The organism is Pseudomonas sp. TZ252 (assembly GCF_056110345.1).
Genome location: NZ_CM148566.1, coordinates 5,057,304 through 5,069,581 on the forward strand (window position 1 = coordinate 5,057,304; position 12,278 = coordinate 5,069,581).

Annotated in this window: 12 protein-coding genes; 7 read left to right on the plus strand and 5 right to left on the minus strand. The window is 66.7% G+C overall.

Going from position 1 to position 12,278, the window contains the following annotated elements:
* The first annotated feature begins 58 nt into the window (after positions 1–58).
* A complete protein-coding gene (locus tag ACYAF3_RS23680; RefSeq protein ID WP_003102501.1) occupies positions 59–268 on the plus strand; it encodes a hypothetical protein in 210 nt (69 codons plus the stop codon).
* 250 nt (positions 269–518) lie between these two features.
* On the opposite strand, the gene ACYAF3_RS23685 is transcribed toward ACYAF3_RS23680, so the two are convergent.
* Positions 519–2,006, minus strand: coding sequence for a SulP family inorganic anion transporter (locus ACYAF3_RS23685; protein WP_033998469.1), 1,488 nt, complete (start codon positions 2,004–2,006; stop codon positions 519–521).
* A gap of 356 nt (positions 2,007–2,362) precedes the next feature.
* On the opposite strand from ACYAF3_RS23685, the gene ACYAF3_RS23690 reads away from it, so the two are divergent.
* Positions 2,363–2,875: an anti-virulence regulator CigR family protein gene (locus ACYAF3_RS23690; RefSeq protein ID WP_003090028.1), complete on the plus strand. Its 513-nt coding sequence runs from the start codon at positions 2,363–2,365 to the stop codon at positions 2,873–2,875.
* 126 nt (positions 2,876–3,001) lie between these two features.
* On the opposite strand, the gene ctpH is transcribed toward ACYAF3_RS23690, so the two are convergent.
* The gene (gene ctpH, locus ACYAF3_RS23695; protein WP_003124541.1) at positions 3,002–4,708 is read right to left on the minus strand and encodes a methyl-accepting chemotaxis protein CtpH; all 1,707 of its coding nucleotides are present in this window, start codon (positions 4,706–4,708) and stop codon (positions 3,002–3,004) included.
* A 168-nt stretch (positions 4,709–4,876) separates the two neighbouring features.
* Here ctpH and plzR point away from each other — a divergent pair, with 168 nt between their 5' ends.
* Positions 4,877–5,164 carry a type 4 pili assembly inhibitor PlzR gene (gene plzR / locus ACYAF3_RS23700; RefSeq protein ID WP_003102510.1) on the plus strand — a complete coding sequence of 96 codons (288 nt, stop codon included), beginning with the start codon at positions 4,877–4,879 and terminating at the stop codon, positions 5,162–5,164.
* 74 nt (positions 5,165–5,238) lie between these two features.
* Here the strand turns inward: plzR and srfA are convergent, their stop codons facing one another.
* On the minus strand, positions 5,239–5,469 hold the full coding sequence (gene srfA, locus ACYAF3_RS23705; protein ID WP_003090022.1) for a stress response facilitator SrfA: 231 nt from the start codon (positions 5,467–5,469) through the stop codon (positions 5,239–5,241).
* A 318-nt stretch (positions 5,470–5,787) separates the two neighbouring features.
* Between srfA and ACYAF3_RS23710 the strand changes: the two genes are divergently transcribed.
* Positions 5,788–6,330: a DUF4946 domain-containing protein gene (locus ACYAF3_RS23710; RefSeq protein ID WP_003090018.1), complete on the plus strand. Its 543-nt coding sequence runs from the start codon at positions 5,788–5,790 to the stop codon at positions 6,328–6,330.
* A gap of 39 nt (positions 6,331–6,369) precedes the next feature.
* On the opposite strand, the gene ACYAF3_RS23715 is transcribed toward ACYAF3_RS23710, so the two are convergent.
* Together ACYAF3_RS23715 and ACYAF3_RS23720 are read right to left on the minus strand one after the other, a co-directional pair.
* Positions 6,370–6,516 carry a PSPA7_2676 family Cys-rich small protein gene (locus tag ACYAF3_RS23715; protein ID WP_003090016.1) on the minus strand — a complete coding sequence of 49 codons (147 nt, stop codon included), beginning with the start codon at positions 6,514–6,516 and terminating at the stop codon, positions 6,370–6,372.
* A gap of 136 nt (positions 6,517–6,652) precedes the next feature.
* Positions 6,653–7,345: an MgtC/SapB family protein gene (locus ACYAF3_RS23720; RefSeq protein WP_003102512.1), complete on the minus strand. Its 693-nt coding sequence runs from the start codon at positions 7,343–7,345 to the stop codon at positions 6,653–6,655.
* Positions 7,346–7,565: 220 nt separating this feature from the next.
* Here ACYAF3_RS23720 and ACYAF3_RS23725 point away from each other — a divergent pair, with 220 nt between their 5' ends.
* The 3 genes from ACYAF3_RS23725 (at position 7,566) to ACYAF3_RS23735 (ending at position 12,259) form a co-directional block, all read left to right on the plus strand.
* Positions 7,566–9,260, plus strand: coding sequence for an AMP-binding protein (locus tag ACYAF3_RS23725; protein ID WP_003113337.1), 1,695 nt, complete (start codon positions 7,566–7,568; stop codon positions 9,258–9,260).
* 68 nt (positions 9,261–9,328) lie between these two features.
* Positions 9,329–10,414: an AraC family transcriptional regulator gene (locus ACYAF3_RS23730; protein WP_023130680.1), complete on the plus strand. Its 1,086-nt coding sequence runs from the start codon at positions 9,329–9,331 to the stop codon at positions 10,412–10,414.
* A gap of 177 nt (positions 10,415–10,591) precedes the next feature.
* Positions 10,592–12,259, plus strand: a complete 1,668-nt coding sequence (locus ACYAF3_RS23735; protein ID WP_003102517.1) for an acyl-CoA synthetase — start codon at positions 10,592–10,594, stop codon at positions 12,257–12,259.
* Positions 12,260–12,278 lie beyond the last annotated feature (19 nt).

Genomic DNA, 12,278 nt, shown 5'->3' on the forward strand with positions numbered 1-12,278 from the left:
TATCGGCCAGCATCACCGCTCGCTAAAACGGTCGCACATGCTTCCACCGAGAAAAGACATGTCCGACACGCTCTCCTTCGCCTCGCGCCTCTGCAAGTTCGTCATCCTTCTCGTCATCCTGCTGATCGGCGGCGCCAGCCTCTTCCTGTGGTGGCTGGGGCGGCCTTACCAGGACGCCATGTCCGCCTTCGTCCCGTTGCTCATGCCGATGCTGTTTCTGGTGCTGGCGTTCGACACCTTTCGCGCCTTCTCCCGCCCCGGGCGCTAGGCCTCCGGGCGCGCAGGCACCGATGCAGCGCTGTATCCCCGTGCTGCCCCCTGTCAGCACTGATACGTGGAGAGTCTTCGCAGGCCAGCCACTGACCCGGAGGAAGCTTCCGAATCGCCGGATCGCTATAACGCGCCAGCCTGCATGTCGTCATCTTCGAACAGTTCTTCCGCGATTTACTGACGGAGCGGCGGGCTCTCCGCCACAGCGGAAGGGCCAGCCCATGCCTGCCCGCCGAGTGGCGCTTCGCTCAATGGCCGGGGAGAATGTCCACGGCGCCCGGCTTGTCGTAGGCGCCGAAGCGATCGACCAGGGTCGCGCTGGCGGCGTTCAGGCCCAGCACGTCGACCTGCACGCCGCGCTGGCGAAAGCCCAGGACCACCTTGTCCAGTGCCGCGACGGCGGTGACGTCCCACAGGTGGGCGTGGCGCAGGTCGATGAGCACATGCTCCAGCGTCTCTCTCAGGTCGAAGGCGGCGATGAACCTGCCGGACGACGCGAAGAACACCTGCCCGCTCACCTGGTAGTGGCGGCGGGTGCCGTCGGCGGAGCGTTCGCTGTCGATATCGAGGTAGTGCCCGATCTTGTTGGCGAAGAACAGCGAGGCCAGGAGAACGCCGGCGACCACGCCGAAGGCCAGGTTGTGGGTGGCGAGGACCACGCCGACTGTCACCAGCATGACCAGGTTGGTCGATAGCGGGTAGCGCTTCAGGTTGCGGATCGACTCCCAGCGGAAGGTGCCGATGGACACCATGATCATCACCGCCACCAGGGCCGCCATGGGAATCCGCCCGACCCAGTCGCTGAGGAACACCACCATCAGCAGCAGCGCGACGCCGGCCACCAGGGTCGAGAGCCGGCTGCGCCCGCCGGATTTAACATTGATCACCGACTGGCCGATCATCGCGCAGCCAGCCATGCCGCCGAGCAGGCCGGTGGCGATGTTCGCCAGGCCCTGGCCCTTGCATTCGCGGTTCTTGTCGCTGCCGGTGTCGGTCATCTCGTCGACGATGGTGGCGGTCATCAGCGACTCCAGAAGGCCGACCACCGCCAGGGCGGCGGAGTAGGGCAGGACGATCAGCAGGGTGTCGAGGTTCAGCGGCACGTCCGGCCAGAGGAACAGCGGCAGGCTGTCGGGCAACTGACCCATGTCGCCGACGGTGCGGATGTCCAGGCCCAGGTAGATGGATATGCCGGTGAGGACCAGGATGCATACCAGCGGAGAGGGCAGCAGCCGGCCGATCCGTGGCAGGTGCGGGAAGCCGTAGACGATCGCCAGGCCCGCGGCGGTCATCGCGTAGACCGGCCAGCCGACATCGGTGAGTTCGGGTAGCTGGGCCATGAAGATGAGGATCGCCAGGGCATTGACGAAACCGGTCACCACCGAGTGCGAGACGAAGCGCATCAGCGAACCCAGGCGCAGGTAGCCGGCGAGTATCTGCAGCACGCCGCAGAGCAGGGTCGCTGCCAGCAGGTATTGCAGGCCGTGGTCCTTCACCAGGTTGACCATCAGCAGCGCCATGGCGCCAGTCGCGGCGGAGATCATTCCCGGACGGCCGCCGGCGAAGGCGATCACCACCGCCATGCTGAAGGAGGCGTACAGGCCGATCTTCGGGGCGACCCCGGCGATGATGGAGAAGGCGATGGCCTCGGGGATCAGCGCCAGGGCGACGACCAGGCCGGCGAGCAGGTCGCCGCGGAGGTTGGAGAACCAGTTCTGTTTCAGCGTCTGTAGCATCGGGATACCCAGGGGCGAGGCACGGCCCGTGCAGTCGGTCGACAGCGCGGGCCGCGGGATGGCATTGGAAAAAACAAGGGATGACGACAGGCGTTCAGGCGAACGAACGCTGGCCACGGTCGTTCGGACCGTGGCCGGAAGGGGCAGGCATGGCTATGGCGGAGTGGGCAGCCAGGTCATCGGGGAGTAGCGGGTAGTCGCTTGCAGGGAGCGGCAGCATAGCTGATTCGACAGGTTCGACCAAGCCGGCAGCTCGGGCTTTCCCTGGGTTTCGTCGCGATCGACGGCATGGAACCAAACAAGCGAAACGGTTCTAAGCTATCGAGGGATCGTCCTCGCATGGAGAGAACATCATCATGTTCAACACTCGTTCTGTGCTCGCGCTGGTCGTGAGCCTGTCCCTGATCGGCGGTACGCCTGCCGTCCTGGCCGACCCGGGCAATGGCAAGGGCAACCCGCACGGTAACCAGATGGACGGCGGAAAGGGTAACAAGGGCAACAAAGGCAACCAGGGTGGCCACGACAACCATGGCGGCCCCGGCAACAAGGGCGGCGGCGCCGGCCAGAAGGGCAACGGCGGCGGCAACTGGGACTCGGGACCGCGTATCGACGTCGGCGGGGTACGGGTGATCCTCGGCGACAACCGCGGCTACTGGAACCCGGGGCCGGCCCTGCCGCCCGGCATCCAGAAGAACCTGGCGCGCGGCAAGCCGCTGCCGCCCGGCATCGCCAAGAAACTCGACGGCCGCCTGCTAGGCCGGCTGCCGCACTACGACGGCTACGAGTGGATGCAGGCCGGCACCGACCTGCTGCTGGTGGCGGTGGCGACCGGGCTGATCTACGAGGTGCTGGACAACGTCCTCGACTGATCGAACCCTGGCTGTGCATGGCGGATAGCGCCACAACGCTATCCGCCATGACCCCCCGTTGGAGCGGCGGATAATCGCGTTGCGGTTGTCCGCCTTACCTCATGGAAGTCGTTTCCTTACCCCAGGTCAGGCCCGCAGGCGTTGCAGGGCATCGCCCAGTTGCGCGGAGAGGCCGTGGAGATCGCGGCTGGCGGCTTCGGTCTGCTCCACCTGTTCCTGGTTGCTGGAGGCGATCGAGGCGATTTCCGTGAGGTTGCGGGAAATGTCCTCGGCCACGGCGGTCTGTTCCTCGGCGGCGGTAGCGATCTGGCGGTTCATGTCGCGGATCGATTCGACCGAGGCGGTGATCTGGCGCAGCATGGCGCCGGCGTTGGCAACCTGCTCGGCACCGGCCTCGCTGCGCGACTGCCCGCTTTCGATGGCGCGCGCGGCATTCACCGCACCGTTCTGCACGGTATCGATGATCTGGTGGATCTCGGCGATGGACTCGGCGGTGCGCTGCGCCAGGGTGCGGACCTCGTCGGCGACCACCGCGAAGCCACGGCCGGCATCGCCGGCGCGGGCGGCTTCGATGGCCGCGTTGAGAGCGAGCAGGTTGGTCTGCTCGGCGATGCCACGGATCACGTCGAGGACCTTGCCGATCCTGCCGCTATCGCTTTCCAATTGGCGGATGACCTCCACCGTATGGTCGATCTCCTTGCGCATCTCGCCGATGCTGCGAATCGTTTCTTCCATCACGTCTTCGCCGCGCTGGGCGGAATCGTCCGCCTCGTCGGCGGCCCTGGCCGCGTCGCCGGCGTAGCGCGCCACTTCCTGGGCGGTGGCGGACATTTCCTGCATCGCCGTGGCGACCTGGTCGGTGCGGCTGAACTGCTCGCGGGTACCGGCCGCCATCAGGCTGGCGATCGCGTTCAGCGAGCCGCTGGCGCTGTCCAGGTCGCGGGTACTGCGCCGCAGCCGGTCGAAGATGTCCACCAGGAAGTCGCGCAGGGTGTTGGCGGCCAGGGCCAGCTTGCCGAGTTCGTCCTTGCGCCGGATCTCGATGCGCTCGCCGAAGTCGCCATGGCTGAGCTGGGCGATGTGCTCGATCAGGCGTTGCACCGGACGGACCAGGTTGCGGTTGACCAGCCACAGGCTGAGCAGGGCGACGGCCAGGCTGGCGCCGATCAGCACCAGGCTGCCGAGCAGCATGGTGCGCCGGGCCTCCGCGCTGATGGAGGAGGAATGGAGATCACTGGCCTGGTGCAGTTCGTCGCGCAGGGCCTGCATCTGCGCGGTGGTGGCGCGGTCGATGCCGGTCACCGCCTGGTCGCCGGCGATGGGGTCGGCGCCCGCCTCGAGGAACCGTTGCCTGCCTTGTCGGTAAGCCGTACCGAGTCGCCGGTGCTCTTCGCGCAGGCGCTCGACACGATCCTTCAACTCGCCTTCGGCCACGCTGCCCAGGCGCCCGAGGATGTCCTGCACCGCTCGCTCCTGGGCTTCGAACTGGCTCCAGTATTTCGTCTGGGCCTCTGCCTGGCGTCCGCGCAGCAGGACGTTCTTCCATTCCTGGACCTGGCCGCGGAATTGCAGGTTGGCCTCGTCGATCAGTTGCGCCGCCCGCACGGGGCCGCCGAGCAGCTCGCGGTAGGCGCGTACGTCGCCGGTCAGCGAGCCGAAGCAGGCCAGGGCTATGAGTAGCAGCGCCGCCAGGCTGCCGCCGAGCAGGACAAGGATTTGCGCACGTAGGGATTGTTGCAGCATGGAACGCCTCGATGGATTGCCAGGTTGGACCGGCACGCAGGCTGCGACGAGGCAGCCGAGGACGTCCCTGTGGCCCGGCGAGGCGGGCATGGCGCGTGTTCCGGCACGCAGAGTATCGACAGCGGATCTGACAACTTGAGGACGACGCAGGGGCCGGGCCAGAGCCGACGAAGGGAAATAGCTGGCATGGATGTTCTGCGGGGCTTCGGTTAATCTCTGTGACGAATGTCACATTGTGCCAGTCGAAGGATCTGACTCATGGATGTCCCTCCCACCGTTCAGGATGAACAGGCCGTTTCCCGCCAGTTGCACTCGTTGAGTGTGCGCAATCTCGCTCACCTGGCCGCTGCCCTGACCCAGCTCGGCTTCGAGCTGTCGCGCAGCTCCGACCCTGGCACCCGCCAGGCGGCCAATGCCTTCATCGGCCAGTTGGCCAATATCAACCAGGACATTGATCGACAGATCGAGCTGCTCAGCGCGCTGGACGCCGACAACGTGGGGTTTCGCCTGCTGGACGAGGTGCAATACCCGGATGCGCCCGAATGAGCCGACGCCAGGAGCACGCAAAGAGTGGAGGGGGTGTGCGGGCCGAGAGCGGCAGTCTCCCGGCGTGGCGCTGATCAGTCTTCCTGGCGCAGGTCGCTGAGCATCTGCTCCCAGTACTGGTTGGCCTTGCGGTTGAGATCGAAGGCGGCTTGACGCAACTGGTCGTACTCGGCGCCGCTGTAGCCGCTTTCGCGCAGCTTCTGGCGAGCGGCGTCGGCTTCTTCGCGCAGACGGTTGTAGGTCGCCTGGTCGTCCGCCCAGGTCCTGCCTGTGCGCCGGGTGTACTTGTCCTGGGGTTCAGCCATGGGTTCTCCTTGCGGGCCGGATGGGACTTGGAAAAACGCTGCGCTGAACAGACTTTTTCCAATGGCAAAAATTCAAAAAAAACTGACGGATTGCGCGACTTCGCTATTGGTACCGATGTCCCATACCTGTACGCCAGCCGATGAAATTTGTGCGTTCCTCGCCAAGTCGGCTAGCTTGTTCAGGCTTGCGCCTTGGCGCTCGCCGTCTCTCCGGTAAGCTGGGAACGTTGTCGCCATGGGCTCGGAGACTGCGCGGACGGCGCCATGGCGACAGGTCCGACCTTTCCCTCCGATGGGTTTTGCGAGTAAGGAAATGCTATGAGAAGCAAGGCGTCCGGCTTGGCGCTGGTGGTAGTGGCGGGGCTTGTGGCGGGTTGCGCCAGCAGTGGCTATCAGCCCGAGGTCGACTGGCCGGCCGGCTGGCAGGTGATCACCGAGAGCATCCCACCCGAGGCCAGCGACGTGGAGCAACTGGGCTCCCGGCAACTGGCGACCAAGCTCGGGCCGGGAGGCGAGAAGGAAGCCAGCATCGAGTTGCTCAGCCTGAAGATGATGGAAGAGGAGTCGGTGGAGATCGACGGCCAGTTCCAGAGTGTCTTCGATGTCGTCCAATCGGGCTACCGCAAGGCCGGGCTGGGCTCGCGCTGCACCACACCGATCCGCTCGAACCTCGGCGGCCTGGCATCGCTGGAGACCCACTGCCGGATCAGCCAGGGCAACGAGGTGCTGCTGACCCAGATCGTGGCGATGGCCCTGGGACAGCGCGCGATGTACTCCCTGGTATATACCGCCAGTCCGGCCAACAGCGTGGTCTACCGGCAGAGCTACCTGCGCACCCGGGCCAGCCTGGTCCTGCGCTGAAGGGCCAGCCGCTCGACGCCTGGACGCGACCGGCGTCGCTCAGGCTTCCTCGGGCGGCGCCTCGACGCTGAGATAGCGATGGGCGCCGCAACGCCGGCAACGTTGGCGCAGCATCAGGTCGGGGCCTACCGTGACCAGGCTACCTTCGTCCCAGCGGCAACCTCGCAAGAAACAACGCAAGCGCATGACTCCTCCCCGCGGGGCGGCTCGCCCCGTCCACGAAACAGGCAGTGGTGGTGTGGTTCACTCCGGCTTGTTCTTGTCTGGAGGTGGGAAAAGCCTGCGGCGAAGCGTCTAGAATGGGCAACCTAAATTCGCCGGTTCATTCCGCGGCGGGATTCATCACCCAACTGGCGGCGGTGACCTGCGGTGCCAGGCACAGCTCGCCGACCATCTGTTCCACCAGCGAGTCCTCCTTGTGCAGGGTGAACACCACGGCGTTCACTTCCACGTTGCCGCTGCCTTTCAGCGCGTGGCTTTCCAGGCTCTGCAGGTTCAGGCGGTTGTCGCCCATGCGTTGCAGCAACTGCATGCGCACCAGCGCTTCGTTGCGCGCCTCGCAGGACACGCTGATCTGGTAGAAGCGCTCCTGCTCGGCCTCGCCCGAGGTGTGGCGGTCCACCACCCGGCCGAGAGCGGGCAGGAACAGGTTGGCGATGACGATCAGCGCGGTCGTCATGCAGGCCGCCAGGATGAAACCGCTGCCGGCCAGTACGCCGATCGCGCCGGTGCTCCAGATGCTCGCCGCAGTGCTCAGGCCGCGTACGCTGAGGCCGTCGCGCATGATCACGCCGGCGCCGAGAAAACCGATGCCGCTGACTACCTGGGCCGCCATGCGGGTCACGCTGACCTCGTTGTCGAGCAACAGCGGCAGGATCGAGAAGCTGGCCGCACCGAGTGCGACCATCGCGTGGGTGGCCATGCCGGAAGAGCGCTGTCGCCATTGTCGCTCGAGACCGACCAGCGCACCGAGGCCGAGGGCCGTCACCAGGCCGATGGCGATTTCCGGGGTCATGCTGTGCTCCTGTGAAAAACCGCCCATTCTACGCCGTTCCGTTGGGCCGCGCCGGGGCCGACGGCCCTGGGCGGATAAGCCTCTTGCGTTTACCTTTACGTTAACGTAAACATGCTCTTCGACTTCACCGACACCGCTCGCCGGTGTCCGTCGTAGCGCCCTGGCGGCGCAGGACGACGGTTCAGCGACATTCCCAGAACAACCACAACAAGGGAAAGCCATGAATCAGCCGAGCTATACCTCGGGTCGCCAGGATGTCGCCTTGCTGGCGACCACCGTCGGCGACGCCTTCGATGCCACCGTCGCGCGTCATGCCGAGCGCGAGGCGCTGGTGGTGCGGCATCAACGCCTGCGCTACAGCTGGCGGCAACTGGCGGAGCGGGTCGATGCCTACGCCCGCGCCTTCATCGCCCTGGGCCTGCGCCCCGGCGAACGCCTGGGGATCTGGGCGCCGAACTGCGCCGAATGGTGCATTACCCAGTTCGCCAGCGCCAAGGTCGGTGCGGTCCTGGTGAACATCAACCCGGCATACCGCAGCAGCGAGCTGGAATACGCTCTCAAGCAGTCCGGTTGCAGTTGGCTGATCTGCGCCGACGCCTTCAAGACCAGCGACTACCACGCGATGCTCGGCGACCTGCTGCCGGAGCTGGCGCGGGCGCGTCCGGGCGAACTGGCCAGCGAGCGCCTGCCGGAACTGCGCGGCGTGATCAGCCTGGCCGAGCGGGCGCCGGCGGGCTTCCTGCACTGGCAGGGCCTGCCGGGGCTGGCCGCCGCGGTAGGCGCCGAGGAACTGCGCCAGCGCCAGGCCTCGCTGCAGTTCGACGAGCCGATCAACATCCAGTACACCTCCGGTACCACCGGCTTCCCCAAGGGCGCCACCCTCAGCCACTACAACATCCTCAACAACGGCTACATGGTCGGCGAAAGCCTCGGACTCGGCGCGGAAGACCGCCTGGTGATCCCGGTGCCGCTGTATCACTGCTTCGGCATGGTGATGGGCAACCTCGGCTGCGTCACCCACGGCTCGACCATGATCTACCCGGCGCCCAGCTTTGACGCCGAGGCGACCCTGCTGGCCGTGGCCGAGGAGCGCGCCACCGCGCTGTACGGGGTACCGACCATGTTCATCGCCGAGCTGGATCATCCGCGCCGCCGCGAATTCGACCTTTCCAGCCTGCGCACCGGAATCATGGCCGGCGCCACCTGCCCGATCGAGGTGATGCGGCGGGTCATTGGCGACATGCACATGGCCGAGGTGCAGATCGCCTACGGCATGACCGAGACCAGTCCGGTGTCGCTGCAGACCGGTCCGGACGATGGCCTGGAGCTGCGCGTGACCACTGTCGGACGCACCCAGCCGAGGCTGGAGAGCAAGATCGTCGACCAGACGGGCAGGGTGGTGCCGCGCGGCGAGATCGGCGAGCTGTGCACCCGCGGCTACAGCGTGATGCTCGGCTACTGGAACGACCCCCAGGCCACCGCCGAGGCCATCGACCCGGCGCGCTGGATGCACACCGGCGACCTGGCGGTGATGGACGACGACGGCTACGTGCGGATCGTCGGGCGCAGCAAGGACATGATCATCCGCGGCGGCGAGAACATCTATCCGCGCGAACTGGAGGAGTTCTTCTTCACTCACCCGGCGGTGGCCGACGTGCAGGTGATCGGCATCCCCGACGAGCGCTATGGCGAGGAAATCGTCGCCTGGATCAAGCTGCATCCGGGCCACCACGCCGATGACGAACAGTTGCGGGCGTTCTGCAAGGCGCGTATCGCTCACTTCAAGATCCCGCGCCACTTCAAGTTCGTCGACGAGTTCCCGATGACCGTTACCGGCAAGATCCAGAAGTTCCGCATGCGCGAGATCAGCATCGAAGAGATTCGCCTACTCGCGCTGCGCCAGGGGCGCGATTGAGAGGATGGAGCCGCGCCCCGCTCCTGCGCTAAGGTGGCGGGCGGCGCGCAGCGAGGCGAGAGGGGCGGGTGAAGAACGACGGCGAGACTCAGGCGAGCACCAAGGGCACCATCTCGGTGCGCCTGGTCGGCGAGGCGCTGGTGGAGTGGCGCCGGCAGGGCGGCGAGGAGGGTGAGGTCCTCCAGGCCGCCGGTATCGATCCGCAGCTGCTCGGCAAACCCTACGCGCGGGTCACCTCGCACGCCTATTCGCGGCTCTGGCTGGATCTCGCTTGGCGCATGGACGACGAGTTCTTCGGCATGGACTCGCGGCGCCTGAAGAGTGGCAGCTTCGCTTTCATGAGCCGCTGTGCGATTCACGAGCAGACCCTGGAGCCGGCGCTGACCGGCATCCTGCGATTCCTCTGCCTGCAGTTCGACGACTTCCAGCCGCGCCTGCAGCGCCGTGGCGGCCTGGCGGAAATCGTCCTCGACGAGGCACCGGGCCGGTACGGGCGAGCGCTGTCCTACTTCACCCTATGGATGATCACCCATGGCCTGGCCTGCTGGCTGGTCGGCCGGCGCATCCCGATCCTGGCCATCGACCTGCGCTGTCCGCAGCCGGACTACATCGAGGACTACCGGGTGATGTTCAGCGACAACCTGCGTTTCTCCCGTCCCCTCAGCCGTCTGCTGTTCAATGCCGACTGCCTGGTCTTGCCGGTCCGCCGCGACAAGCGGGAGCTGCGGCGCTTCCTGCTCGGCGCGCCGGCCAACATCCTGGTCCGCTATCGCGATCCGCAGAGCCTGGCGGCGCGGATCAAGGCCTACCTGCGCAGCCTGCGGCCGGGACGCTGGCCGGACGCGGACGCGCTCGCCGGGCATTTTTTCATGGCGCCCTCGACCCTGCGCCGCAAGCTGTCCCTGGAAGGGCAGAGCTACCAGGCGCTGAAGGACCAGGTCCGCCGCGACCTGGCCATCGCGCGGCTGGACGCCGGCGCGGCGAATTTCGCCGAACTGGCGCTGGAGCTGGGCTTCGCCGATGGCAGCGCGTTCCACAAGGCGTTCAAGAAGTGGACCGGCTCGACCCCCGGGCGGTACCGGACGCAGGTCGCGGCGGAAACCGCGTCGGCCGAGTCGTCAGGCGTCTTGTCCGAAACGCTCGGCCATCGATAGGGTGAATGCCCGCGCAGCGTCATCCGCCGTATGTCGCGAACGGTTCGGCGGGGCAGGCGGCCAGCACGGATTGTCCAAACCGCTCAGGCAGATTGAAGCCTTTCGACATTGCCCCGCGTCGGCCATGGCGTGAAGATTCCGGCTACTCCATACAAAAACAAGCCGAGGAGTCCTGCAATGCGCGACTACGCCACCACTGCCGCCGGGTTCGACTTGCAGCGGACCGCCGCCGCCACGCTTTCCGGTACGCTCCAGGCGCTCAACGCCTGCGTCGAATGCTGCGACCGGCATGCCCTGCCGGGACGGATCGCGTTGTTCTGGGAGGGCAAGGATGGCAGTCGCGCCAGCTATACCTTCAGCGAGCTGAAAGCGCTCTCCGGACGTTTCGCCAATTTCCTCCAGGCCCAGGGCGTACGCCCGGGCGACTGCGTCGCCGGCCTGTTGCCGCGCACGCCCGAGCTTCTGGTCACCATCCTCGGCGCCTGGCGCCTGGGCGCGGTGTACCAGCCGCTGTTCACCGCCTTCGGCCCGAAGGCTATCGAACACCGCGTGGCGACCGCCGGCAGCAAGGTGCTGGTCACCGATGCGGCCAACCGCGACAAGCTCGACGAACTCGCCGATCCGCCTCTGGCCGTCACCGTCGGCGGACCGAAGGGGCAGGGCATCCGTCGCGGCGATTTCAGCTTCTGGGCCGAGCTGGAGCGCTATCCGGCCGAATTCGAGCCGGTTCCGCGCAGCGGCGAGGATCCGTTCCTGATGATGTTCACCTCCGGCACCACCGGCCTGGCCAAACCGGTGCCGGTGCCGCTCAAGGCGATCCTCGCCTTCGTCGGCTACCTGCGCGAGGCGGTGGACCTGCGCCCCGAGGACGCCTTCTGGAACCTCGCCGATCCGGGCTGGGCCTACGGCCTCTACTACGCTGTCGCCGGTCCCCTCGCCATGGGCCATCCGACCACCTTCTACGAAGGGCCGTTCAGCGTGGAAAGCACCTGCCGGATCATCCGTGACTACGGCATCACCAACCTTGCCGGATCGCCCACCGCCTATCGCCTGCTGATGGCCGCCGGCGCGGCCGCGGAAACTGCGCTGAAGGGGCGCCTGCGCGCGGTCAGCAGCGCCGGCGAGCCGTTGACGCCGGAGGTGATCCGCTGGTTCGCCGACAGGCTCGGCACCACCATCCACGATCATTACGGGCAGACCGAGCTGGGCATGGTGCTGTGCAACCACCATGCCCTGGCGCATCCGGTGCGGGTCGGCGCCGCCGGGTTCGCCTGTCCCGGGCACCGGGTAGTAGTGCTGGACGACGATCTCAACGAACTGCCGCCCGGCCAGCCAGGCATCCTCGCCCTCGACCGGCGGCGTTCGCCGCTGATGTGGTTTCCCGGCTACCAGGGCCTGGAAACCGCAGCCTTCGTCGGCGACTACTACCTGAGCGGCGATACCGTCGAACTCAACGAAGACGGCAGCATCAGCTTCGTCGGCCGCGCCGACGACGTCATTACCACCTCTGGCTACCGGGTCGGCCCGTTCGATGTGGAGAGCGCGCTGATCGAACACCCGGCAGTGATGGAGGCGGCGGTGATCGGCAAGCCCGACCCGGAGCGCACCGAACTGGTCAAGGCCTTCGTCGTGCTCTGCGCCGGCCACCGGCCGACGCCGGAACTGGCGGACGCATTGCAGCGATACGTGCGCCAGCGCCTGTCGGCGCACGCCTACCCGCGGGAGATCGAGTTCCTCGAGGAACTGCCGAAGACTCCCAGCGGCAAGATCCAGCGCTTTCTCCTGCGCAACCAGGAGATCGCCCGGCAACGCGAGGCGGCCCCACGGGCGGCCGCCGCGAACTGATTCAGCAGGAGAAAACGAC

Coding starts and splice junctions, on each gene's coding strand:
- ACYAF3_RS23680 (WP_003102501.1), top strand. CDS start 59: ATGTCCGACACGCTCTCCTTCGCCTCGCGCCTCTGCAAGTTCGTCATC.
- ACYAF3_RS23685 (WP_033998469.1), bottom strand. CDS start 2,006: ATGCTACAGACGCTGAAACAGAACTGGTTCTCCAACCTCCGCGGCGAC.
- ACYAF3_RS23690 (WP_003090028.1), top strand. CDS start 2,363: ATGTTCAACACTCGTTCTGTGCTCGCGCTGGTCGTGAGCCTGTCCCTG.
- ctpH (WP_003124541.1), bottom strand. CDS start 4,708: ATGCCCGCCTCGCCGGGCCACAGGGACGTCCTCGGCTGCCTCGTCGCA.
- plzR (WP_003102510.1), top strand. CDS start 4,877: ATGGATGTCCCTCCCACCGTTCAGGATGAACAGGCCGTTTCCCGCCAG.
- srfA (WP_003090022.1), bottom strand. CDS start 5,469: ATGGCTGAACCCCAGGACAAGTACACCCGGCGCACAGGCAGGACCTGG.
- ACYAF3_RS23710 (WP_003090018.1), top strand. CDS start 5,788: ATGAGAAGCAAGGCGTCCGGCTTGGCGCTGGTGGTAGTGGCGGGGCTT.
- ACYAF3_RS23715 (WP_003090016.1), bottom strand. CDS start 6,516: ATGCGCTTGCGTTGTTTCTTGCGAGGTTGCCGCTGGGACGAAGGTAGC.
- ACYAF3_RS23720 (WP_003102512.1), bottom strand. CDS start 7,345: ATGACCCCGGAAATCGCCATCGGCCTGGTGACGGCCCTCGGCCTCGGT.
- ACYAF3_RS23725 (WP_003113337.1), top strand. CDS start 7,566: ATGAATCAGCCGAGCTATACCTCGGGTCGCCAGGATGTCGCCTTGCTG.
- ACYAF3_RS23735 (WP_003102517.1), top strand. CDS start 10,592: ATGCGCGACTACGCCACCACTGCCGCCGGGTTCGACTTGCAGCGGACC.